Origin of the sequence: Streptomyces xylophagus (assembly GCF_000716435.1) — a bacterium.
Lineage (GTDB): Bacteria > Actinomycetota > Actinomycetes > Streptomycetales > Streptomycetaceae > Streptomyces > Streptomyces xylophagus.
Genome location: NZ_JNWO01000003.1, coordinates 414,585 through 438,072, shown reverse-complemented (window position 1 = coordinate 438,072; position 23,488 = coordinate 414,585). Strand labels below are relative to the sequence as shown.

Annotated in this window: 22 protein-coding genes; 9 read left to right on the top strand and 13 right to left on the bottom strand. The window is 71.2% G+C overall.

All coding sequences use genetic code 11. The features are described 5' to 3' along the window. The first annotated feature begins 76 nt into the window (after nt 1-76). From OO70_RS09010 to OO70_RS08990, 5 genes are all read left to right on the top strand, one after another. Nucleotides 77-1,558, top strand: a complete 1,482-nt coding sequence (locus tag OO70_RS09010; protein ID WP_043666546.1) for a purine-cytosine permease family protein — start codon at nt 77-79, stop codon at nt 1,556-1,558. After that, nucleotides 1,555-2,109: a cysteine hydrolase family protein gene (locus OO70_RS09005; protein WP_043666543.1), complete on the top strand. Its 555-nt coding sequence runs from the start codon at nt 1,555-1,557 to the stop codon at nt 2,107-2,109. The genes OO70_RS09010 and OO70_RS09005 overlap by 4 nt, the downstream gene beginning before the upstream one ends. After that, the gene (locus OO70_RS09000; RefSeq protein WP_043666538.1) at nt 2,106-2,813 is read left to right on the top strand and encodes a GntR family transcriptional regulator; all 708 of its coding nucleotides are present in this window, start codon (nt 2,106-2,108) and stop codon (nt 2,811-2,813) included. Before OO70_RS09005 ends, OO70_RS09000 begins: the two co-directional genes overlap by 4 nt. A 28-nt stretch (nt 2,814-2,841) precedes the next feature. Next, nucleotides 2,842-3,846 carry an ADP-ribosylglycohydrolase family protein gene (locus tag OO70_RS08995; protein ID WP_043666536.1) on the top strand — a complete coding sequence of 335 codons (1,005 nt, stop codon included), beginning with the start codon at nt 2,842-2,844 and terminating at the stop codon, nt 3,844-3,846. Nucleotides 3,847-3,928: 82 nt separating this feature from the next. Further along, nucleotides 3,929-4,843, top strand: a complete 915-nt coding sequence (locus OO70_RS08990) for a PfkB family carbohydrate kinase (RefSeq protein ID WP_043666533.1) — start codon at nt 3,929-3,931, stop codon at nt 4,841-4,843. A gap of 13 nt (nt 4,844-4,856) precedes the next feature. Here OO70_RS08990 and OO70_RS08985 read toward each other — a convergent pair whose 3' ends face one another. The 10 genes from OO70_RS08985 to OO70_RS08940 form a co-directional block, all read right to left on the bottom strand. Continuing rightward, nucleotides 4,857-6,278: a family 2B encapsulin nanocompartment shell protein gene (locus OO70_RS08985; protein ID WP_043666531.1), complete on the bottom strand. Its 1,422-nt coding sequence runs from the start codon at nt 6,276-6,278 to the stop codon at nt 4,857-4,859. Between the two features lie 196 nt (nt 6,279-6,474). Then, a complete protein-coding gene (locus OO70_RS08980; protein ID WP_043666528.1) occupies nt 6,475-7,851 on the bottom strand; it encodes an FAD-binding oxidoreductase in 1,377 nt (458 codons plus the stop codon). A 46-nt stretch (nt 7,852-7,897) separates the two neighbouring features. Beyond that, nucleotides 7,898-9,004 carry an acyl-CoA dehydrogenase family protein gene (locus OO70_RS08975; RefSeq protein ID WP_043666525.1) on the bottom strand — a complete coding sequence of 369 codons (1,107 nt, stop codon included), beginning with the start codon at nt 9,002-9,004 and terminating at the stop codon, nt 7,898-7,900. After that, complete coding sequence (locus tag OO70_RS08970; protein WP_043666522.1) at nt 9,001-10,008, bottom strand: ABC transporter substrate-binding protein; 1,008 nt, start codon at nt 10,006-10,008, stop codon at nt 9,001-9,003. The genes OO70_RS08975 and OO70_RS08970 overlap by 4 nt, the downstream gene beginning before the upstream one ends. 43 nt (nt 10,009-10,051) lie before the next feature. After that, a complete protein-coding gene (locus OO70_RS08965; protein ID WP_043666519.1) occupies nt 10,052-11,152 on the bottom strand; it encodes an LLM class flavin-dependent oxidoreductase in 1,101 nt (366 codons plus the stop codon). Nucleotides 11,153-11,175: 23 nt separating this feature from the next. Then, nucleotides 11,176-12,144, bottom strand: coding sequence for an ABC transporter substrate-binding protein (locus OO70_RS08960; protein ID WP_043666517.1), 969 nt, complete (start codon nt 12,142-12,144; stop codon nt 11,176-11,178). Next, entirely contained in the window at nt 12,141-12,857 is a 717-nt protein-coding gene (locus OO70_RS08955) for an ABC transporter ATP-binding protein (RefSeq protein WP_043666515.1), read from the bottom strand. Before OO70_RS08955 ends, OO70_RS08960 begins: the two co-directional genes overlap by 4 nt. Nucleotides 12,858-12,859: 2 nt before the next feature. Continuing rightward, nucleotides 12,860-13,741 carry an ABC transporter permease gene (locus OO70_RS08950; RefSeq protein WP_078651305.1) on the bottom strand — a complete coding sequence of 294 codons (882 nt, stop codon included), beginning with the start codon at nt 13,739-13,741 and terminating at the stop codon, nt 12,860-12,862. Further along, the gene (locus OO70_RS08945) at nt 13,738-14,583 is read right to left on the bottom strand and encodes a sulfurtransferase (RefSeq protein WP_043666513.1); all 846 of its coding nucleotides are present in this window, start codon (nt 14,581-14,583) and stop codon (nt 13,738-13,740) included. The genes OO70_RS08950 and OO70_RS08945 overlap by 4 nt, the downstream gene beginning before the upstream one ends. After that, the gene (locus OO70_RS08940) at nt 14,580-15,299 is read right to left on the bottom strand and encodes an alpha/beta hydrolase (protein WP_043666511.1); all 720 of its coding nucleotides are present in this window, start codon (nt 15,297-15,299) and stop codon (nt 14,580-14,582) included. The genes OO70_RS08945 and OO70_RS08940 overlap by 4 nt, the downstream gene beginning before the upstream one ends. A gap of 334 nt (nt 15,300-15,633) precedes the next feature. On the opposite strand from OO70_RS08940, the gene OO70_RS08935 reads away from it, so the two are divergent. Next, nucleotides 15,634-16,482: a LysR family transcriptional regulator gene (locus tag OO70_RS08935; RefSeq protein ID WP_043666508.1), complete on the top strand. Its 849-nt coding sequence runs from the start codon at nt 15,634-15,636 to the stop codon at nt 16,480-16,482. A gap of 141 nt (nt 16,483-16,623) precedes the next feature. Beyond that, complete coding sequence (gene pqqB, locus OO70_RS08930; protein ID WP_043666910.1) at nt 16,624-17,514, top strand: pyrroloquinoline quinone biosynthesis protein PqqB; 891 nt, start codon at nt 16,624-16,626, stop codon at nt 17,512-17,514. Nucleotides 17,515-17,531: 17 nt separating this feature from the next. Here pqqB and OO70_RS08925 read toward each other — a convergent pair whose 3' ends face one another. After that, a complete protein-coding gene (locus OO70_RS08925) occupies nt 17,532-17,933 on the bottom strand; it encodes a MarR family winged helix-turn-helix transcriptional regulator (RefSeq protein ID WP_043666506.1) in 402 nt (133 codons plus the stop codon). Nucleotides 17,934-18,029: 96 nt separating this feature from the next. Further along, a complete protein-coding gene (locus OO70_RS08920; RefSeq protein ID WP_043666504.1) occupies nt 18,030-18,380 on the bottom strand; it encodes a VOC family protein in 351 nt (116 codons plus the stop codon). Nucleotides 18,381-18,643: 263 nt separating this feature from the next. On the opposite strand from OO70_RS08920, the gene OO70_RS08915 reads away from it, so the two are divergent. Further along, on the top strand, nt 18,644-19,978 hold the full coding sequence (locus OO70_RS08915) for a COG1361 family protein (RefSeq protein ID WP_199827276.1): 1,335 nt from the start codon (nt 18,644-18,646) through the stop codon (nt 19,976-19,978). Between the two features lie 43 nt (nt 19,979-20,021). On the opposite strand, the gene OO70_RS08910 is transcribed toward OO70_RS08915, so the two are convergent. Further along, a complete protein-coding gene (locus tag OO70_RS08910) occupies nt 20,022-21,053 on the bottom strand; it encodes a LacI family DNA-binding transcriptional regulator (protein ID WP_043666499.1) in 1,032 nt (343 codons plus the stop codon). A 167-nt stretch (nt 21,054-21,220) separates the two neighbouring features. Between OO70_RS08910 and OO70_RS08905 the strand changes: the two genes are divergently transcribed. After that, nucleotides 21,221-23,242, top strand: a complete 2,022-nt coding sequence (locus tag OO70_RS08905) for a beta-galactosidase (protein ID WP_043666496.1) — start codon at nt 21,221-21,223, stop codon at nt 23,240-23,242. The last annotated feature ends 246 nt before the right edge of the window (nt 23,243-23,488 follow it).

Below are 23,488 nucleotides of genomic sequence, written 5' to 3'. Positions count from 1 at the left end.
GGGAGCCGTTCGCTCTTGACGGCCGTCACACCCGCACCTAGCCTCGACTAAACACGTCTAGACAGGTAGGTCGACGATGGCGGACTCCCAGACTTCCCAGTCCCGGCAGCTCCAGGTCGAGACGCACGGTCTCGACGTGATCGGCGACGCCGAGCGCAAAGGCACCCCACGCACCCTGTTCTGGCCCTGGTTCGGCGCCAACGTCTCGATCCTGGGCCTGAGTTACGGCGCCTTCGCGCTCGGCTTCGGGATCTCGTTCTGGCAGGCGCTCGTCGCCGGCGTCATCGGCATCGTCTTCTCCTTCCTGCTCTGCGGCTTCATCGCGGTCGCCGGCAAGCGCGGCTCCGCGCCGACGATGGTGCTCAGCCGCGCCGCCTACGGCGTGCGCGGCAACCGGCTGCCGTCGGTCATCTCCTGGGTGCTGACCGTCGGTTGGGAGACCGTCCTCACCGCCCTCGCGACGATGGCCACCGCGACCGTCTTCAGCAGACTCAGCTGGGGCGGCGGCACCGAGACCAAGGTGGTCGCGCTGATCATCGTCGGCGCGCTGACCGTCATCGGCGGAGTCATGGGCTTCGACCTGATCATGCGCCTGCAGACGGTCATCACCGTGGTCACCGGCGTCCTCACGATCGTCTACATCGCCCTCGTCGCCGACCACATCCACTGGAGCACGGTCAGCGCCGTACCGGCGGGCTCCGCCCAGGAGTTCATCGGCGCGCTGGTGTTCATGATGACCGGCTTCGGCCTCGGCTGGGTCAACGCCGCCGCCGACTACTCCCGTTATCTGCCCCGGAGTTCGTCCAGCAGAGGCGTGATCGGCTGGACCACCTTCGGCGCCTCCGTCGCCCCGCTGCTCCTGCTCGTCTTCGGCCTCCTGCTCGCCGGCTCCTCCAGCACGCTCAACAAGGCGGTCGCCGCCGACCCGATCGGCGCGCTGACGACGATCCTGCCCACCTGGTTCCTGGTCCCGTTCGCCGTGGTTGCCGTCCTCGGCCTGGTCGGCGGCGCGGTCCTCGACATCTACTCCTCCGGCCTGGCCCTGCTGTCGGCGGGCCTGCGGGTACCCCGCTACGTCGCCGCGCTCGTCGACGGCGTCCTGATGATCGCGGGCTCCGTCTACATCGTGTTCTTCGCCGACAACTTCCTCGGCCAGTTCATGGGCTTCCTCACCACCCTCGGCGTCCCCATCGCCGCCTGGTGCGGCATCATGCTCGCCGACCTCGCCCTGCGCCGCCGCGACTACGACGAGGGCGACCTCTTCCGCCCGAACGGCCGCTACGGCGACGTGGCACTCACACCGCTCCTCCTCACCCTCGCCGCCACCGCGATCGGCTGGGGCCTGGTCACCAACACGGCCGCCAGCTGGCTGACTTGGCAGGGCTATCTGCTCGACCCGTTCGGCCTCGGCGGCAAGTCCGGCTCCTGGGCCTACGCCAACCTCGGAGTCCTGGCCGCCCTCGCCCTCGGCTTCCTCGGCACCCTCGCCCTGGGCCGCGCCCGCGTCCAGCGGCAGGAAGCCGAGGCCGCGAGCCCGGAGGCGGTGGCCGCCGTATGACCACCGCACCCGGCCACCTCGCCGTCATCGACATGCAGCGCGTCTTCGCCGAACCCGACAGCCCCTGGGCCACCCCACGCTTCGGGGAGGCGGCCACGGGAGTACGACTGCTGCTCCCGGCCTTCGGTGAGCGAGTCACCTTCACCCGCTTCGTGGCGCCGGAGAAGCCCACCGGAGCCTGGCGCGCCTACTACGACCAGTGGCCCTTCGCCCTTCAGCCGCCGGATGCCCCGCTCTGGCAGCTGACAGACGAACTCGCCGCGCGGGCGCGGCACTTGGTGGACGCGCCCACCTTCGGCAAATGGACCCCGGAACTCGCCGAACGCGTCCGCCCCACCGGCAGGCTCGTCCTCGCGGGCGTCAGCACCGACTGCTGTGTTCTCTCCACGGCACTGGCCGCCGCCGACGCCGGAGTCGAGGTACTGGTCGTCGCCGATGCCTGCGCCGGCGTGGACGACGACTCCCACGCCAAGGCGCTGCACGTCATGGACCTGTACCGGCCCCTGATCCGGGTGGTCAGCGTCGCCGAGGTGGTCGGGGAGACGTCGTGACCGGTGTCCGGCTCAAACACCAGCGGATCACCGAGGTTCTCGCCAAGGAGATCCGCAGCGGCCACCGCCCCGCCGGCGAGCAACTGCCCGGCGAACACGCCCTGGCCCAACGCTTCGGCGTCAGCCGTACGACTGTCCGCGCGGCCCTCGCCGAACTCAGCGAGGCCGGCCTGATCGCCACCCGCACCGGCAAGGGCTCCTACGTCCTCTTCGACGGCCGCCCCCTGGACGACCACCTCGGCTGGGCCCACGCACTGGCGGGCCACGGCATCGACACCCGTGTACGGACGCTCGTCGTACGGGAGCTGCGCGACGACGAGCTGGCGGCTCAACTCACCCTGAAGGAAGCGCAGTTCGTGTGCGTGGAGCGCATACGCGAGCTGGCCGCGGACGCGGTCGTCGTGTCGTACGAACGCAGCTTCCTGCCCCCCGTACCCGGAGTGCGGGACCTGCCGTCACGCGGACTGGACCAGGAGTCGCTCACCGACGTGATGCTGCGGGCCGGGCTGCGGCCCGACCACGGCGAACAGCGGGTGAGCGGGCGGCGGATCGACGGGCGGGAGGCGGAGTTGCTGCGCCGCGAACCGGGTGACTGGTTCCTCGACACGCGGCGCACCAGCCGGGCCGCCGACGGCTCCTTCGTCGAACATGTCGTGAGCCTCCTCGACCCCGACCACTTCCAACTGACCCTCGCCTTCGGCTGAACCGCCGAACCCGCCCCGGAAAGTACCCATGACCCTCCAGAGCCGCGCCGCCGGAGCCCTCTACGGGCTCGCCCTCGGGGACGCCCTCGGCATGCCCACCCAGATGCTGTCCCGCCCACAAATCACTGCACGCTACGGCCCGTTCCTCACCGGCTTCCACCCTGCCGACCCCGACCATCCCCTCGCCGCCGGGATGCCGGCCGGTGCCGTCACCGACGACACCGAACAGGCCCTGCTTCTCGCCGAGTTGCTGCTCGACGGCAAGGGTCGCGTCGACCCGGCGGAACTGGCCCGGCGCCTGGTCGCCTGGGAGGACGACATGCGGGCCCGCGGCTCCCTCGACCTGCTCGGCCCGTCCACCAAGCGCGCGGTGGAGCAGGTCCTCGCGGGCACCCCGGTGGACGAAGTCGGGCGATACGGCACCACCAACGGCGCGGCGATGCGGATCGCCCCCGTGGGCATCGCGGTGTCCGCCGCCGATCCGGCCGTACTGGTGGACCGGGTGGTGGAGGCGAGCAGCCTGACCCACAACACCGGGGTCGCGCTCGCCGGTGCGGCAGCGGTGGCCGCCGCTGTGAGCGCGGGACTTGACGGAACGTCGGTTCCCGAGGCGGTCGAAGTGGCCGTGTCGGCAGCCCGGTTGGCGGCGGGGCGCGGGCACTGGGTGGCCGCCGCCGACGTCGCCGAGCGGATCGTCTGGGCGACCGGGCTGGTGCGGGGTCTCACGGAGGCCCAAGTCTGCGAGCGGGTCTACGCGTTGGTGGGCACCAGCCTCGCCACGCAGGAGTCCGTGCCCGCCGCCTTCGCCGTACTCGCCGCCTGCCCCGACGACCCCTGGCGTGCCGCACTGCTCGCCGCGTCCGTCGGCGGTGACTGCGACACCATCGCGGCGATCGCGGGCGCGGTCGGCGGAGCGTGCCACGGAGTGGACGCTTTCCCGGCCGACGCGCGGGAGACGCTCGTCCGCGTCAACCCGGCGCTCGACCTGGATGCCACGGCGGCAGCCCTGCTCGGCCTGCGGGAGCGGTCGTGAGTGGGGGGCTCTGGCACCTCGGTACGGTTGTGGTCGTCCGGGATGCCACGGCCATGGCCACGCTCGGCCTGCGGGAGCGGCCATGAGCGCGCGGCTCTGGCACCTCGGCAACGTCGTCGTCGACCTCGTCCTGGAGGTACCCGCCCTCCCCGAACGCGGCGGTGACGTCCTCGCCACCCGCACCGAGCGCACCCCGGGCGGCGGCTTCAACGTCATGGCGGCCGCGGCCCGCCAGGGACTTCCGGTGACCTACGCCGGAGCGCACGGCACCGGCCCCTTCGGTGACCGGGCCCGCGCCGCACTGCACGCCGAGGGCATCGACGTCCTGCTCGCACCGCGCCCGGAACCGGACACCGGCTTCGTGGTCTGCCTGGTCGACGCGGAGGGTGAGCGCACCTTCGTCACCAGCCCCGGCGCCGAGGCCACCCTGACCTCCGCCGACCTGGCCGAACTCCGGCCCGGGGAAGGCGACTTGGTGTACGTCACCGGATACAGCCTGCTGTACGACAGCAACCGGGCCGCCCTGCTCGACCTCCTGCCGCGATTGGACCCGGCCGCCACGCTGGTCACCGACCCGGGCCCGCTGGTCCGTGAAATCCCCGATGCCGCCTTGGAGTTGCTGCTCGCCCGCTCGGACTGGTGGAGCTGCAACGCCCGCGAGGCGGCGCTGATCACCGGCATCGACGACCCGGCCGAGGCTGCTCGCGCGCTCCAATCCCGCCTGGGGCGCGGCTCGGTGCTCGTCCGTACCGGCCCCGACGGGTGTCTCCTGCACCACGACGGGCGCCTCGTCACCGTCCCCGGGTTCGCCGTGGACGCCGTCGACCTCAACGGCGCGGGTGACGCGCACACCGGAGTGTTCATGGCCGCCCTGGCCCAGGGGGTGGACCCGGTGACCGCCGCCCGCCGGGCCAACGCGGGCGCCGCCCTGGCCGTCACCGCGCCGGGCCCGGCGACCGCACCGGACGCGGCACGACTCGACGCCTTCCTGAACTAGGGCCTCTCCTCGGTCAGTTGGCGTCCCGGCGGGAGACCTCGACGTTCTCCAGGATGCCGAGCGCGTCCGGCACCAGGACCGCCGCCGAGAAGTAGGTGCTGACCAGGTACGAGATGATCGCCTGTTCGTTGATGCCCATGAAGCGCGCGTTGAGGCCCGGCTCGATCTCCTCCGGGATGCCCGTCTGGTAGAGGCCGATCACGCCCTGGTCGTCCTCGCCGGTGCGCATGGCGATGATCGACGACGTACGGGAATCGCTGACGGGGATCTTGCCGCACGGCAGCAGCGGCACCCCGCGCCAGGCGGGCAGATGGTGGCCGCCGACGTCGATACCGCTGAAGTAGACGCCCCGTTTGTTGCACTCCCGGCCGAACGCGGAGATCGCCCGCGGATGCGCGAACAGGAAGCGGGTGTCGCGTCGCATGCTCAGCAGTTCGTCCAGGTCGTCGGGGGTCGGCGGCCCGGAGTGGGTGGAGATCCGCTGGTCGTAGTCGGCGTTGTGCAGCAGGCCGAAGTCCCGGTTGTTGACCAGCTCGTTCTCCTGCCGCTCGCGCAACGCCTCGACGGTCAGCCGGAGTTGCTGCTGGGTCTGGTTCATCGGCTGGTTGTAGAGGTCGGTGACGCGGCTGTGCACCTTCAACACGGTCTGGGCGACGCTGAGTTCGTACTCGCGCGGGGCCAGATCGTAGTCCACGAACGTGGCCGGCAGATCGGGCTCGCCCACATGCCCGGCGCTGAGGGAGATCGCCGCCTCGCCGAACGGGTTGAGCGGGCCGGGTTCGTCCGCGCCCCGCGCCTCGACATGTGCGCGCAGCTCCGCGTGCCGGTCCGCGACCGTCCGGTACGCCGTGTGCGGGAGCGTCAGCACCGTGGTGGCCGTCGCCGCGCGGGCCGTGAACTCCCAGGTGCCGTCGGGGTCGGCGAGCACCTGGCCGCCGAAGGTGTCGCCGTCGGCCAGCAGACCGACGACCGCCTCGTCGCCGTAGGGACCCTCGCCGAGCTGCTCCACCTTGCCGTGCGCGATCAGGACCACCTGGTCGGCGGGGTGGCCCGCCTCCGCGATCAACTGCCCCGGTGTGTACTCCCGTTGCTCGAACCGCTCGGCCAGCGCGCCGAGCGCGTCGGTGTCCGTGAAGCCGCGCAGCAGCGGGAGTTCGGCCAACTCCGCTGGGACGACCCGTACTTGGGCGCCGGTCTGGACGAACGTCACCCGTCCGTCGCCCCACGTGTAGGTCAGGCGGCGGTTGACGCGGTAGGTGCCGCCGGGCACGTTCACCCAGGGCAGCATGCGGGTCAGCCACCGGGAACTGATGCCCTGCATCTGGGGTTCGGACTTGGTCGTGGTCGCCAGGGTGCGTGCCGCGGCGGTACCGAGGCTCTGCTGTTCCCGCTCCTCGGCGCCCGCCTCGGGCGCGGTACCGGTCTCGACCGACATGGTGCCTTCTCTCCTGTACGCGCGAGTGACGGAATGCGTGCGTCCCGTCACGTTCCGTGCGTACAGCTACCCGGCATCGGTGGTGATGAGTGATGACTTCGGACGGCGGTCGAGGCACATGCCAACCGCACGTGCTCCCGCACCACCCCCGATTCCTTCACCCTCACCCGTTCGGCGGTATCCGATCCGGGGTGCCTCAGAGGGTCTTGCCGGGATTGAGGATGCCCCGGGGATCGAACGCCTCCTTCAGTCGCCGCTGCAACGCGTGGGCAGTGGGCCCGAGTTCGTCCGCCACCCACTGCCGCTTCAGCACCCCGACACCGTGCTCACCGGTCAACGTCCCGCCGAGCCGCAGCGCCAGCGCGAAGATCTCACCGGCCGCCTCCCAGGCCGCGTCCGGCAGCCGGTCCAGGGCGGGGTCGACCACGATGATCGGATGGAGGTTCCCGTCCGCCGCGTGCGCGAGGGTGTAGACCGGCACGTCGTGCCGCGCCGAGATGGCACGGATCTCGCGGGCCGCTTCCGCCAGCCGGGAGCGGGGCACGGCGATGTCCTCGATCAGCGGCCGGCCCAGCCGCTCCAGCGCGGGCAGGGCGAGCCGACGGGCAGCCAGCAGGGACTCCGCCTCGACCGGGTCCGCCGTGGTCTCCACGCTGGTGGCGGTCGGCGCGAGCACCCGCGCGACCTGCTCCGCCTCGACCGTCGCCCCCGCCCCGTCGCACTGCACCAGCAGCAGCGCCGCCCCGCGCTCGCCCAGCGCCGGATCGACGGCGCGCAGCACCGGCCCGTCGAGCAGTTCCGCGAGCGCCGGTACGACGCCGGCCCGCCCGATCGCGTACGACGCCTCGGCCGCCGCCTCGAACGAGTCGAAGTAGGCGGCCACCGTGGCGGTCGCCACCGGCACCGGGCGCAGCCGCAGCGTCGCCGACGTGATGACGGCGAGCGTGCCCTCGGAGCCGGTCAGCAGCGCGGTGAGGTCGTAACCGGTGACGCCCTTGACGGTACGGCGGCCGGTCGTGACCACCGTCCCGTCGGCGAGCACGGCCTCCAGACCGAGCACGCTGTCCCGCGTCACCCCGTACTTCGCGCACCGCAGCCCGCCCGCGTTGGTCGCGATGTTCCCGCCGATCGTCGAGATCGCCGCGCTCGCCGGATCAGGTGCGTAGCGCAGTCCGTGTTCGCCTGCCGCCCGGTCCAACTCGGCGGTGATCACGCCCGGTTCGACCACCGCGAGCTGGTCGTCGGCCGACAGTTCGAGGATGCGGTTCATCCCGGACAGGTCCAGCACGAGCACCCCCTCGCCGGCCGTCGCCCCGCCCGACAGACCGGTGCCCGCACCGCGCGGCACCACCGGCACGCGCAGCGCGTTCGCGTGCCGGAGCGTCACGGTCACGTCCTCGGTGCGCCGGGCGTGCACCACGGCGAGCGGGACACCGTCAGGCCGGGTGCCCGACCGGTCCGTGGCGAACGCGGCCAAGGTGCGTGGCTCCGTGGCCAGTTGATCGGGCGGCAGATCCCGGGCGAGCAGACCGAGAAGCCGGGCGGCGGCGGTGGTCGGGGGCGCTGTGGTCACGGGTTCCGCACCTTCACCTTCACTGTGCGTGCCGTCATGGGTTCCGTCACAGGTTCAACGCCTTGGTTCCGATCGCGAGCAGGGAGATGTCCTCCTGGGGCGCGTGCACGGGTGCGCACTGGATGTCCCGGAAGTGCCGCTCCAGCGGATTGCCCCGGGCGAGCCCGGGATTGCCCAGTAGCCGTACCGCCAGCTCAACCGACCGCACACCGTTCCGGTCCGCCAACACCCGTGCCCCCAGGGCCTGTTCGGGGGTGTACGTGGAGTCGGCGGCGTCCACCCGGGCGGCTCCGTCGAACACCAGCTGCTCGGCGGCGGCGAGCAGTACCTCGATCTCCCCGGCGGTCCTGCGGAAGCGCTCCGTACGGGCCACCGGATGACCGAGGTTGGCGGGCACACGCTCGTGCGCGAACGTGTGGAAGAAGGACTGCGCCGCCCGCGCCACCCCCAAGTAGAGGGCGGCGAGGGGGAGATGGAGGGCCGCGCCCGCCCGGTTGTCCTGCTCGGCGGACGCGCCGTACGGGCCGATACCGATGACGTGCTCGTACGGGATCTCCACGTCCCGGAACGTCACGTCGTGACTGCCGCTGGCCCGCAGCCCCAACTGGTCCCAGCGGCCGGTGATCTCGATACCGGGGGAGCCACCCGGCACCAGGAAGGTGCCGACACGCGGCTCCCGCTCGTCGGTGGTGGCCCACACGAGGAACCAGTCCAGGCCCTCCGCGCCGGTCACGAAGCGCTTGGTGCCGCTCAGTGACCAGCCGTCGGGGGTGCGCCGGGCGAGCGTCGAGGGGAGTCCGCCGCGCGCGGGGGAGCCCAACTCGGGCTCCACGCGCGCGTGGTTGACGAGCACCGGCCGCTCGAACGACTCCTTCACGACACGCGCGTACAACTCCTCGGGCCAGTGCGGCTGCACGGCCTGCCGCGCGTGCGTGTTGAGGGTCATCGCCGCGATCAGGGCGACGGACGGGTCGCCCCGGCCGATCCGGTGGAGGATGCGCGCGGACTCCTCGACCCGGGCGCCCCGGCCGCCGTACTGCTCACCGATGGTCGCGGTGAGCAGCCCGGCCTCGTGGGCGATGCGGAGGGACTCGGCGGGGAAGGCGCCCGACTGGTCGTAGCCGGCGGCCAGTTCGGCGATGCGCGCGGTCACAGGGCCTTCTTCAGGTCGGAGTTGAGTGCGGTGGTCCAGAAGGACTTCACGTCCAAGTGCTTCTTGAGCGCGCCGAGTTCGGTGAAGGCGTCGGCCACCTTCTGCTGGGAGGCGATCGTGTCGTCGCCGACTGTCCTGGCCTGCGTGGGCCGTTGCTTCTGCGCGGCGATCAGGTCCGACTTGGCCTGCGCCAGCGGCTGATGGGTGGCGTCGGCGGTGACCTTCGCGAAGCCGTCCTCGTGGCCGTCGCGGACGTAGGCGTACGCCTTGGTGATCCGGGCGATCAGGTCGGCCGCGGCGGCCTTCTGGGCGGGGCTCTTCAGGACGCTGTCACGCGCGGACCAGAGGAAGTTGCCGGACAGGATGTCCGCGCCGGAGCCGATGGTGGTGGCGCCCTGCTGATGAGCGGTGATGATCGACGTGCCGTAGGAGGCGAAGGCGTCGATGGAGCCGCCGTTCAGGGCCGCGAGGCCGTCGTTGGGGAGCAGCGGCTTGGCGTCGATGTCCGACCACTTGAGGCCGGCCCGCTTCAGCAGCTCGTACAGGAAGTAGTGGGCGGTGGTGTTCTGGACGTAGCCGACCTTCTTGCCCTTCAGGCCGGCGATGTCGGTCACCTTGGAGCCCTTGGGGACGACGACTTCTTGGTTGAGGGTGGTGCCGCGCTGGACGGCGACGACCTTGAAGTTGGGTTTGCCGTCGGCGGCCGAGAAGAGGGGCGGGATCTCGCTGGAGGAGGCCAGGTCCAGTGCTCCGGCGCGGATCGCCTGGAGTTGCAGGTCGCCGCCCTGGAAGAGGTTCCACTTCACTTTGTACGGGGTGTCGTCGAGGTGGGCGTACTTGAGGACGGCCTCGCTGACCTTCCAGCCGGTGTCACCGACGCGCAGGGTCACGGAGGAGACGTCGGACGAGGACTCGGCCTTCGCGCTCCCTCCGCAGGCCGCGGCGAACGGCAGGAGAAGGGCGAGGGCGGCGGCGGACGCGCGCAGGGTGCTTCGGAACAACACGGAGTCTCCATAGGGGAGTTCGCAATCAGGAAGGGGGAGTGGTTCAGGCGGCCTGTGAGGTCGTCGCCCGGTGGGCGAGTTCCTGGCGGACCAGGGGCAGGACGTGACGGGCGTAGTCGATCGCGTCGTTGAGCGGGTCGTAGCCGCGGATCGACAGCAGGTCGCAGCCGATGTCGACGTAGTCGAGGAGTGCCTGCGCGACGGTCTCGGGCGTGCCCACAAGGGCAGTTGACGCGCCGGCGGCATTCGTGGCGACGGCGGGGGCGGTCCACAGGCAGCGGTCCTGGACCTCGCCGCGCTCGGCGATGTCGAGCAGCCGCTGCGAGCCGACGTTGGCAGGGCGGCCGGTGGTGCGGTAGTGGCGGAGCAACTCGGTGTTCTTCGCCTGGTCCTTGAGGACGCCGAGGGTGCGGTGGGCCTTCTCCCAGGCCAGTTCCTCGGTGGGCGCGATGATCGGGCGGAACGACACCCAGATACGGGGATGGGGGCGCCCGGCGGCGTCCGCGACCGCGTTGACGGAGGCGATCTGCTCGGCCGTCTCCTTGAGCGGCTCGCCCCACAGGCCGAAGATGTCGCCCTGCTGGCCGCCGACCCGGTAAGCGTCCTGGGAGGAGCCGCCGACGGAGATCGGGACCAGCCCGTTCACCGGCTTCACATCGGAGTAGTAGCCCTCGAAGCGGAAGTGCTTGCCCTCGTGCGAGACGGGCCCCTCGGCCTCCCACACCTTCCGCAGGATCTGGATGTACTCGTCCGAACGCTCGTACCGCTCCGCCTTGTTGAGGTAGTCGCCCTCCCGGCGCTGCTCCTCGTCGCTGCCCCCGGAGATGATGTGCAGGGTGAGCCGGCCGTTGCTGATCTGGTCCAGCGTGGCCAGGGCACGGGCCGCGTGCGTCGGGAAGATGACGCCGGGCCGGTGCGCGAGGATCGGGCGGATCCGCTCGGTGTGGGTGGCGACGAACTGGGCGATCTGGAAGGCGTCGGGCGAGGCCGAGTGGTAAGCGACCAGGGTGTGGTCGAAGCCGCCGTCGTCGAGCGCCCGGGCGTACTTGCGCAGGTGGTCGACGTCGAGGCCGGTACGGCTCGACGCGGCGGGACCCGAGGCCCCGGAGTCGGTGTGGACGGCGCTGATGAACTCGACAGACATGAGCAACTCCTAAGAAGCGAAGGTCACTTGAGCAGAGAGGTGTCGGCGGTCTTCGCCACGTCCACGTTCGGGTCGAGGACCCCGATGCTGTTCATGAGGTCGGCCACCTGCTGGACCGTCGTGTTGACGTCCGACGTGATCGGCAGCACCTGGCTGTAGGCGGCGGAGGCGAGCGTCTTCGCCACGGAGGCGTCGGCGCCGTTGCGCTCCTCGATGGCCTTCGCGTAGGCGTCCTTGTGGGTGCTGGTCCACTTCAGGGCCGTGCTCAGCCGCTGGAGGAAGTCGCTCAGGGCGGTCTTCTTCGCGGAGTTCGCGAGGGCCTTGTCGGAGGCGTTGATGTAACCGATGCCGCTGACCCGGCCGTCCCCGCCGTCGACGAGGAGCTTGCCGCCCTGCTCCAGGCCGACGGCCTGGTAGACGCCGAAGGTCGCCCAGATCTTGACCTTCCCGGAGGCGAACGCGGCCTGCGCGTCGGTCGGCAGCAGGTACTGGACCTTGACGTCCTTGTAGCTGAGCCCGTTCTGCTTGAGGACGTTGGCCAGCAGATACTCCGAGACGCTGCCCTTCGCCGAGGACACCACGACCTTCTGGCCCTTGAGGTCCTTCACGCTGTCGATGCCGGAGTCCTTGCGGACGACGATCCCGACGTGCGTGCCGTCGTTCTTGAGGGCGGCGACGTTCTTGATCTTGACGCCACCGCTGAGCGCCTGGAGCGCGGGCAGGTCGGCGGAGAACCCGGTGTCGGCGGCGTCCGCCTGCACGGCCTGGTAGAGCGGGGCAGCACCCTGGAACTCGGCCCACTTCACCTTGTACTTGGCGCCCTTGAGCGCGTCCGACGCGGCGATGATCGTCTGGAGCGTCTTGGCCTGGTCGCCGATGGTGAGAGTGACCTGCTTGCCGGCGGAGGTGTCCGCCGAGGAGTCGGCGCCGCAGGCGCTCAACGCCAGCAGGGAGGTCAGGCTCAGGGTGGCGGCGGCGATTCTGCGGATCACGAGGGGGTTCCTTCCAGGGTGCGGGTCACGCCGAGCCAGTTCAGGAGGCGGGCGCGCAGGGTCACGAACTCGGGGGCGGTCAGGTCACGCGGGCGGGGCAGGTCGACGGTCAACTCGTGGGCGATACGGCCCTCGTCCATCACCAGGACCCGGTCGGCGAGCAGCAGCGCCTCCTCCACGTCATGGGTGACCAGGAGGATCGCGCATCCGTGCAGCCGCCACAGCTCGGCGACGAGCGCCTGCACCTTGCCCCGGGTCAGCGCGTCCAGCGCACCGAACGGCTCGTCAAGGAGCAGGAGTTCGGGCTCACGGACCAGAGCACGGGCGAGGGAGACCCGCTGTGCCTGACCGCCGGACAGCGTCTTGGGCCATACGGTGGCGCGCTCCGCGATGCCGACCTCGTCGAGCGCCTTGAGGGCGAGGTCCCGGTCCGGGCGGCCCGGCAGTCCGAGCACCACATTGCGCCACACCTTCAACCAGGGCAGCAGCCGGGGCGATTGGAAGGCCGCGCTGCGCCGCGCCGGCACGGTCACCTCGCCGCCGATCTCGTCGTCGAGCCCGGCGAGAATCCGCAGCAGCGTCGACTTGCCGCAGCCGCTGTGCCCGAGCAGGGCCACGAACTCGCCCTCACGGATGTCCAGATCGAGTGCGTGCAGCACGGTGTTGCCGTCGAAGGCCCGCGAAAGCCCCCGTATTTCCACGGAGTTGGCCATCTCTACGCCTCGCCCTCGAAGTTGGCCCGCCAGGTCAGCAGGCGGCGCGACAGAATCCGTACGGCGAAGTCGCAGGCGAGGCCGAGCAGCGCGTACACGACGAGGCACAGCACGATGACGTCCGTACGGAAGTACTGCTGGGCGTTGCTCATCAGATAGCCGAGCCCCGCGTCCGCGTTGACCTGCTCGGCGAAGACCAGCGCGAGCCACGCGGTGGACAGCGCGTACCGCAGGCCCACGAGTGCCCCGGGCAGCGCGCTCGGCAGGATGACGTACTTGATCAGACCGAAGCGGCCGAGCCCCATCATCCGTGCGGCCTCGACGAGTTGGGCGTCGGTGGAGCGGATGCCGCCGTAGATGTTGAAGTACAGCGGGTACGTCACGCCGAGCGCCACCAGTGCGATCTTCGGGGTCTCCTCGATGCCGAACCAGACGATGAACAGTGGGATGAGACCCACCCAGGGGATCGCCCGGAACATGCCCATCGAGGAGTCGATGACGTCCTCGCCGAGCCGGAACAGCCCGGCCACCAGCGACAGTGTCAGCGCGACGGTCGCGCCGATGAGGAATCCGATGGCGGCGCGGCGGCCCGACGCGGCGATGGCGCTGGGCAGTTCACCGTTCTTGGTGAGGTCGACGGCCTGGCGCAGGACGTCGACGGGGGAGGCCAGCACGGACTCGGGGAGCACACCGGTGGCCGAGGTCAGGAACCAGAGCAGGACGAGGCCCACAGGTCCGGCGGCCCGCCGCACGGAACGGGGGACGGTGAAACGACGCGAGGTCTTCGCCCTGCCCCGGATCGTGACGCGCGCGGTCGGCTGAACCGTGTCCGCGGGCGCCGACTGCACAGGCAGTACGGCCGCGTTGAGGGGTTTCGTCGTCATGGCCGGTCTCCCGTCGCCGCCGGGCGCGCGGGATCGGCGGACCAGGCGGACCAGGAACCCGGGAAGAGCGTCGCCTCGAACCCGGCGATCTCCAGCGCCGCGATCTGATGGGCGGCGGTGACACCGGACCCGCAGTACACGCCGATGCGCTCCGCGTCCCCGGCCCCCCGCTCCTCGAACCGCTTGCGCAGCAGCTCGGGCGACAGGAACGTCCCGTCCGCCGCGAGGTTCTCCCCGGTCGGCGCGGACACAGCCCCCGGAATGTGCCCGGCACGCGGGTCCACCGGCTCGACCTCACCCCGGTAGCGCTCACCGGCACGGGCGTCCAACAGCAGCCCGGACACGGCGAGTTCGGCGGCACCGTCGGCATCGGTGACCGGCAGCGCACCCGCGCGGAGTTCGACGTCACCGGGAGTCGGATCGGCGGGAATCCCGGACTCCAGTGGCAGTCCCGCTGTCCGCCAGGCACCCAACGCCCCGTCCAGCAGGGTCACTTCGGTGACTCCCGCGTACTGCAGCAGCCACCAGGCGCGTGCGGCGGCCGTGTTGCCCAGGTCGTCGTAGACGACGACGGACCGTCCGTCGCCTATGCCCCAACGGCGGGCGGATTCCTGCAGTTCCGCGAAGTCGGGGAGCGGATGCCGGCCGCCCTCGGGGCTCGGCGGTGCGGCCAGCTCGGTGTCCAGGTCGACGTAGACCGCGCCGGGGATGTGTCCGTCGGCGTAGTGGTCGCGGCCGTACGGATCGCCCAGGGCCCAGCGGACGTCGAGCAGTACGGGCGGTCGCTCGGAGCCGAGGAGCCCGGCCAGCTCGGCGACCGTGGTCGTGACGCGGGCGCTCATGCCAACTCCTCGGCGATCAGGGGCAGTTCGGAGCTGTCGGTGGTGAGCCGGAGTCGTTCGAGGAAGAGCACGACCGTCGCGGCGACGGTGCGGTGCAGGGCGTCGTTGAGGACGTCGTGCCGGCCGTCGTGGAAGACCACGGTGTGGACGCCCGGGTGACCGTCGTAGACGTTCAGTGCCTGGTCCAGGGGGCTCACCGTGTCGTCCTTGCCGTGCAGGGCGAGGACCGGGACGCGCACCAGGTCGAGGCGCGGTTCGGGCAGGTCGGGGGTCTCGCCGATGGCACCGCGCCGGAAGGCGGGGTCGTTGGTGAGGCGGCCCTGATGGGTCGGGCAGGCGGTGCGTGCCGCTGCCTCCTCCTCCCAACTCCCCGATGCCCAGGCGCCGGTGGGCAGCCCGGCCAGGATCAGCGCGTCGACGCCCGCGGTCTGCTCGGCGGCGAGCTGAAGGGCGTAGCGCGCTCCCGTGTCGGAACCGACCAGCACCTTCGGGCCGGGCAGCGACTCGTCGGCGAGCAGCTTGGCGGCCTGCTCCAGTACGGCGGGGTCGGCGGTCGGGTCGCCGAGGGCACGGACGCGGTAGGCGTCGAAGGCGAGCCGGCGGCCGAACCGCTCGTAGACACCGCCGTGTTCGCCCCGCCCGGCCAGCACGATCAACGTGCCGCGCGCGGCGAGGCCTTCGGGTTCGTCCCAGGAGGAGAGGGCGGAAGAGGGCATGGGGTGACAGCTCCCAACGAAGGGAAAGGGGGAAATGAGCAGAGAGGGAGAACAGAGCAGGCCGGAGCCGCCGTCACGTGTCAGTGCGCAGGGCGGACGTGATCAGCGAGAACTCGGGAAGGGTGCCGGAGAACGGCGACAGGTCAACGACAGCGCGCGCTGCACGCCACGCCGAAGTCAATGACTCGGCGCTGCGTCAGAAGGGCAGCGAAAGCGGTCGTGTGCAGCATGCGCCCATCATGACCGGCTACGACCGATCGCGTCCAACGATGATTCCGCATCGAAATCGATCAGGGATCGCGATCGATGACCGAAACAGGCTACCGTCACCGGCATGCCCCAACCTGTCCTCGACATCGTGGCCCTGCGCAGCCTGACCGCGGTGGCCGACTGCGGCGGCTTCCATCGCGCGGCCCGGGCTCTCGCCCTGAGCCAGTCCGCGGTCAGCCAGCATGTGCGCAGGCTGGAGAAGACGCTGGGCCGGCCGATCGTCGAGCGGGAGGGGCGCGGCACCCGGTTCACGACCGAGGGGCGGCTGCTCCTCGAACAGGCCCGCCGCATCCTCGCCGTGCACGACGAGGCCGTACGCACGCTGCTGGATGTGGACGGCGACACCGTCACCATCGGGTCGACCGAACACGCGGCCGACCAGTTCCTGCCACGGCTGACCGCGGCCGTCCAGGAGGTGCGGCCCGGCTGTCGGGTCCGTTTCCGCATCGACCGCTCGGCCCGGCTCGTCGAGGCCGTCGAACGCGGCAGCGTCGATGTCGCGGTGTACGTCACCGAGGCCGCCGCCACCGAGGGCACACCGGTCGGCGGGCTCCCGCTCACCTGGCACGCCACGCCCGGCTGGCAGCCACCGGCCGCGCCCGCGCCCGTCCCGCTCGTCGCCATCGAGGACCCGTGCGCGATCCGCCGCCGCGCCATCTCCACCCTCGCCGCACACGGCGTACCCGCCACGGTCGTCGGCGACGCCGGCTATCTCGCCGGCGTCCTCGACATCGCCCGCACCGGTCAGGGCGTCGCCCTGCTCGCCGCCGTCGGCACGTCCCCCGACGGCCTCACTCCCTACGACGGCCTGCCCTCGGTCACCCCGATCCCCATGAGCGCGCTCGCCCGCCCGGGCGCCGACCCGGCGACGGTCGACGCGGCGTTCGCGGCCGTACGGGATCTGCTGCGCTGAGCCGGGTGGGGTGGCCGGCCTGGACGGAGATCGGCCTGAACTGCCCCCTGCGGTGGGATAGTCCGGCCCGTTTCGGAGGAAAGATCCCTCGGGGGGATTCGCTGGGGTCAGTCGGTGATGTGGCAAGGGGGAGCGATCGTCGTGAGGGTCGTCCTGCTCGGTACCGCCGCCGGGGGCGGATTCCCGCAGTGGAACTGTGCCTGTGCGCTGTGTGCCGCCGCCCGTGACGGGAAACTGCCCTCGCGGACCCAGGAGTGCGTGGCCGTCACCGGCAACGCGCGCGACTGGTGGCTGCTCAACGCCTCACCCGACATCCGCCCCCAGCTCACCGCCACCGCCGCACTCTGGCCGGGCCCCGGCCCGCGCGACATCCCCGTGCGCGGCGTACTCCTCACCGACGCCGAGCCCGACCATGTGGCGGGCCTGACCGTGCTGCGCGGGGCCGCGGGCCTCAAGGTGTACGCCCCGTCACCCGTCCTCACCGCGCTCACCCCGGCCCGGGCCGTCCTCGACCGCTACGCCCCCTGGGAGTGGGCAGACAGCCTGGCCGAGGGCGGGTTCGTACTCGCCGGAGGCCTGGTCGTCACGGCCCACCCGGTGGGCACCAAGGCCCCGAAGTACCTGCCGCCCCGCCCACCGGACGACCACTGGGTGACGGCGTACCGCATCGAGGACCTGGCGACCGGCGGGGCCCTCGTCTACGCACCGTGCGTCGAAGCCTGGACCGACACCTTCGACGACCTGCTGACGACGGCGGACTGCGCGGTGCTGGACGGCACCTTCTTCACTGTCGACGAGATGGGCCCGCCGGTACGCGCAGGCACCGGCGCCGGTCGACCGAGGCCGGCACATCTGCCGGTGTCGGGCCCCGGCGGAAGCCTCGGCCGCCTCGCCGCTCACCCGGGCGTCCGCCGGATCTACACCCATCTCAACAACACGAACCCGCTGCTCGACGCGGGCTCGGCGGCGCGGGGGCAGGTGAACGGGGCGGGCATCGAAGTGCTCATGGACGGAGCCGAATTCGTGGTGTGAGGCGGCTTCGGGGGCGACTACTCCTGCGCGTCGTCCAACATCCGCGCCAGCACGCCCCGTTGCAGGGGCAGCACCTCCGCGTGCAGGTCACGACCCTTGCGGGTGAGCGCGACCCACACCCCGCGTCGGTCCTCCATGCAGACCGAGCGCTCCACGAGGCCGTCCTTCTCCAGGCGTCCGATGAGACGGGAGAGCGCGCTCTGGCTGAGGTGCACCCGCCCGACCAGGTTCTGCACCCGGCACTGGTCGCCCGTTTCGGGCGCCTCGGACGCGAGCATGTCGAGCACCTCGAAGTCGCTCGCACCCAGGCCGTGCGGGTGCAGTACACGGTCGATCTCGCACATCGTGCGCGCGTGCACGGACAGGATGTCCCGCCACTGTTCCTCTAGCCGCCGGGCGCCGGCCGTCTTCACTGCCATATCTGCACGGTAACACCGATCCGGCCAATTATTGAGTGCGCAACTAGTGCACGTGCAAGTAGCGGGCCCGGTGCCACGGCCGGTGCGGCACCGGTGTCAGGCGGCCGGATTCTGTGTGAGCCCGACGAAGTTCCCGTCCGCGTCCTTCACGTATGCGATCAGCTTGCCGCCGCCGACGTCCTGGACGTCCTGCACCAGCTCGGCCCCCGCCTCCACCATGGCCGCGAGCCGCGTTCGGATGTCGTCCACGGTCCAGTACGGCACCGGTCCGGTCATGCCCCTGGAGTGCCCGTTCGGGTCGAGCCCGACGTCCTGTCCGGCGGCCTTGTAGCCGACGTAGTACGGCTCGTCCGCGTACGGTTCGACTCCCAGCAGGGCGCCGAACAGGGCCTTCGCGGCGTCGAGGTCCTTGACGGGGTAGATGATCGTGTTCAGTCCGTCGGTCATGGCGAGCTCCTCCGTGAAGCGTGGTCCGACGGATTTCGTCGGTGAATTCAGGCTAGGGCGGAGGAGGGGGCGGGGGCTTCTTCAATCCTGACCGAGTGCCCCGACCGGCCTGGCGGGCTGCCCGACCGGCGCTGTGCAAGAGGACGGTAAGAACCTCCCGCCACACGCGCCCCTCCTACAACCTTCCGTCCAGCCACCCCGTCCAACTCCCGCCCGGCACCGATCAGTTGCCGGGGTTTCCATTGTCCCAACTGGGGGATTTCATGAGTTCTGTCTCCGTCGGACGCGTGCTGCGTCGCGGGGCCTGTGCCGGGGCCGTGGGGGCGTTGGTCGTCGCCGGTCTCGGGAGCGGGGCGGCCGTCGCCGACGACGTGCCGCAGACCGATGCGCTGGCGATCCATTCGCCGTACGACGTGGCGGCGACCGTCGCCCCGGACGGCGGCACGGCGCAGTACCGGCCGCTGGTGCTGGGCCTGACGCACAGCAACGACGCCTTCACCGTGACCGACGGACAGCTGACCGTCGATGCCTCCGGGCTCGCGGGGGTCGCCGAGGTGGCCTGGCCCGACAACTGCACACCGGACGCCACCGGCACCGTCGCCGTCTGCGACACCGGGGACGTGCCGATCCGCTACAGCGCGCAGGTGCGGCTGAAGGTGCGGGCCGTCACCGGCGCCGCCGTCGGAGCGCAGGGCACGGTCACGTACTCCGCCGAGGCCACCGGCGGCCCCGACGGCACGCTCGTCGCCACGCGCAGCGACGACACCACCGTCACCGTCGGCTCCGGCGTGGACCTCGGAATCCCTGCCCCGCAGGACGCCACCGGCATCGCACCCGGCACCAGCCTCACCGTGCCGTACTCGGTCACCAACACCGGCAACGAGACAGCGCACGGCTTCAGCGTGAGCATGTGGGCGACGTACGGCCTCGACGTCTCCACCCGCTACCCGCAGTGCACCTACACCGGTCCGGACGCCAACGGCACGACCTACGTGACCTGCTCCTTCGACACCGAGATCGCGCCCGGCGCCACCGTGGAGCTGCCGGAACCGCTGCTGCTCGCCGTCACCGACCACGCGCTGTACGACCGGTTCGACTATGAGGTCGAGCCCCTGGCCGACGTCACCGACCTCGACAGCTCGGACAACAGCCGCTCCTGGCACATCACCGCGGACAACACCGCCGACTTCGCCGTCTACGGCACCGTGGCGAGCGGCGCGGCTGGCGACACCGTCACCTCCGGCTTCCGCTTCGTCAACCACGGACCTGCCTGGGCCGGTGACGTCAGCGCCGGCGACCCGATCACCACGATCGACTTCTACGCCCCGCAGGGCACCGTCGCCACGTCCATGCCCAGGACTTGCCACGGCGCCCACACCGCCGGCGACGACCCGACCATCGCCCACTACGCCTGCACCCTGCCGACGTGGGCCAAGCCCGACCTGGACGTCAGTTTCCCGTTCCAACTGCGCATCGACACGGTGGTGCCGGACGCGACGGGCCACGTCACGACCCGGGCCTACAACGGCACGCCCCTCGCCTTCGACACGAACACCGCGAACAACACGGCTGACGTGATCGTCAACCCGTCCGCCTGACGGCCGTGGGGAGGGGCGCGCTCACCACAAGAGCGCGTCCCTCCTACGTCGACTCGCGCTTCACCAGTTCCGTCGGCAGTATCACCGCCGCCGTGTCCTCGCCCCCGATCTGCGCCAGCAGCACCCGCACCATCTCCGCGCTGATCCGGTCGAACGGCTGCCGCATCGTGGTGAGTTCGGGACTGGAGGCCAGCGCGGCGGGGGAGTCGTCGAAGCCGCCGACCGCCACGTCCTCCGGCACCCGCCGCCCGGCCCGCTCCAGTGTGGTCAGCACGCCCCGCGCCATCAGGTCGGAGGCGACGAACACGGCGTCCAGGTCCGGGACTTGGGCGAGCAGTCGCTCGGCGCCGCGTTCACCGCTGAGCCGGCTGTAGTCGCCGGAGACGACGAGATCGTCGTCCACCGCGATACCAGCTTCGGCGAGCACCTCCTTGTAACCGGCGAGGCGCTCGACACCGCCCGGGGTGTCCAGCGGCCCGGTGACCATGCCGACGCGGCGGCGGCCGAGGGAGAGCAGATGCCGGGTCATGTCCCGGGCGCCGTCCCGGTCGTCGGCGGCGACATAGCTGATCTTGGAGCCGAGCCCGATCGGCTTGCCGCACGCGACCAGCGGTACGCCCGCCTCGCTCAGCTCCTCCGCGACCGGGTTCCCGGAGTGGCTGGAGACCAGCAGCACCCCGTCGACGTGCCCGGAGGTGATGTACCGCGTGATGCGCCGTCGCTCGTCCTCGGTGCCGGCCAGCATCAGCAGCAGGGGGATGTCGTGCGCGGCCAGCGCCTGGGTGCAGCCGCGCAGCAGGACGTTGAAGTTCGGGTCCTCGAAGAACTTCTCCTGCGGTTCCGTCAGCAGGAAACCGACCGAGTCCGAGCGCCCGGTGATCAGCGAGCGGGCGTGCCGGTTGACGACGTAACCCGTCCTGCGGATGGCCGCGTTGACGGCCTCCTGCGCGGCCGGGCTCACATAGTGCCCGCCGTTGAGGACCCGCGACACCGTGCCCCGCGAGACGCCCGCCTCGCGTGCCACGTCATGGATCGTCGGCGGCCTGCGCCGACCCCCCGTATTGCTCATGGTCAGACTCTACGGCTCCCGGGGCCGGGGCCAGAAGCACCGTGCTGGGAGCGTTCACAGCAGAGAAACATCAAGGACACTTGTCAGCAGTCACGGGGGTGCGGTTATGTTGGGGCGGCGCCTTCGGGCGCGTTGTGTGCACGTTCCCAAATGATCGACTACGGGAGAGATCCATGCCGGAGACCACCCCCAGGGGCCTCACCAGCCTCGCCTTCGGTGGGGACTACAACCCCGAGCAGTGGCCGGAGAGCGTCTGGCAGGAGGACGTCCGGCTGATGCGGGAGGCCGGCGTCACCATGGTGAGCGTCGGGATCTTCTCCTGGGCCCTGCTGGAGCCCGAGCCCGGTGTGTACGACTTCGGCTGGCTCGACCGGCTCCTGGACCTGCTGCACGAGCACGGCATCCGCGCCGACCTCGGCACCCCCACGGTCGCCCCGCCCGCCTGGTTCTACCGCGCCCACCCCGAGGCCCTCCCCGTCACCGCCGACGGCACCCGCTACGAGTTCGGCTCACGCGGCGCGATCTGCCACAGCAACGCCGACTACCGCGCCGCCGCCGCGAACATCACCACGCGGCTCGCCGAGCGCTACGGCACGCACCCCGCCCTCGCCCTGTGGCACGTCTTCAACGAGTACGGCGTCCCCGTCTCCGCCTGCTACTGCGACAACTGCGCCGCCCACTTCCGCCGTTGGCTGACCGCGGCCTACCGGACCGTCGACGGGGTCAACGAGGCCTGGGGCACCGCCTTTTGGGGCCAGCGCTACGGAGACCTCGGCCAGATCAACCCGCCGCGCCTTACCCCGACCGCCGTCAACCCGGCCCAGGCGCTGGACTACACGCGGTTCGCGGACGCCACCATGCGCGAGAACTTCGTCGCCGAACGGGACATCCTGCACCGCCTCGCGCCCGGCATCCCGGTGACGACCAACTTCATGGCCGCCCTCAGCCAGTGCGAGTCCGTCGACTACTGGGCCTGGGGCCGCGAGGTCGACCTCGTCACCAACGACCACTACCTGATCACCGACGGCCGCCGCACCCACGTCAACCTGGCGATGGCCGCCGACCTGACCCGTTCGGTGGCGGGCGGGGCCCCGTGGCTGCTCCTGGAACACTCCACCTCGGGCGTCAACTGGCAGCCCCGCAACCCCGCCAAGGCCCCCGGCCAGATGGCCCGCAACGCCCTCTCGCACGTGGCCCGCGGCTCGGACGGCGCGATGTTCTTCCAGTGGCGGCAGTCCCGGCGCGGCGCCGAGAAGTTCCACTCCGCGATGCTCCCGCACGGCGGCACCGAGACCCGTGTCTGGCGCGAGGTCGTCCAACTCGGCCAGTCCGTCGAGGAGTTGAGCCGGATACGCGGCACCCGCACGCAGGCCGACGTGGCCGTCGTATGGGACTGGCAGTCGTGGTGGGCGCAGAAACTGGAGTGGCGTCCCAGCGAGGACCACGACGCCCGCGAGCGCGCCGACGCCTTCTACGAGGCTCTCTACGACCGTCACCTCACGGTCGACTTCGCCCACCCGGAAGCCGACTTGTCGGCCTATCCCCTTGTCGTCGTACCGGCGCTGTATCTGATGACGGAAGCGGCCGGGCGCAACCTGAAGCGGTACGTCGAGAACGGCGGCACCCTCGTCGTCTCCTACTTCTCCGGCATCGTCGACGAGCACGACGCCGTCCACGAGGGCGCCTACCCCGGAGCGCTCCGCGACGTACTCGGCCTGACCGTCGAGGAGTTCTCGCCCCTGCTGGCGGGCGACCGCGTCCGTATCACCGGCGCGGACGGCTCCGAACTCACCGGCGACGTATGGACCGAGTTCGTCGTCCCGCGCGGCGCCGAGACCGTGTGGACGTACGCCGAAGGCCTCACCGCCGACCACCCGGCCGTCACCCGGCACCGCCTCGGCGAGGGCACCGCCTGGTACGTGTCGACCCGTCTCGACGCCCACGGCCTGGACGCCCTGCTCGGCTGGGCGACCGAGGACGCCCGGATCACCCCGCGCGCCGACCTGCCGTACGACGTCGAAGTGGTGCGCCGAGAAGGCGAGTCGGGAACCTTCCTCTTCGCGATCAACCACAGTGCCTCGGACGTCAAGGTGCCCCTCGGCGCCGACGGCACCGAGCTGCTGACCGGCGAACGTGCCGCGGGCGGCCTCGCGGTCCCCGCCGGAGCCGTCCGGGTCGTCCGACTCGACGGCTGAGCCGAACTCCCCTCCGCCCGCGCGAGCCGTGAGCCGCGGGTGGAGGGGGACGTCCGCCACCCGGCGCCCGTGCGTTCTTGTTCGGCTACGACGGTGTGCTTCGGCCAACTCCGGTTCCGGAACCCGGAGTTCGTCCCCGGTGGTCTCGCTGCGTCCCGCCCGTTGCCGCACGCCCCAGCGGTGACGGCCGCGCCGAACAGGAACGGTCGGTCCCGGACAAGGTCCCCGAGTCCGGGACGCGGCGGA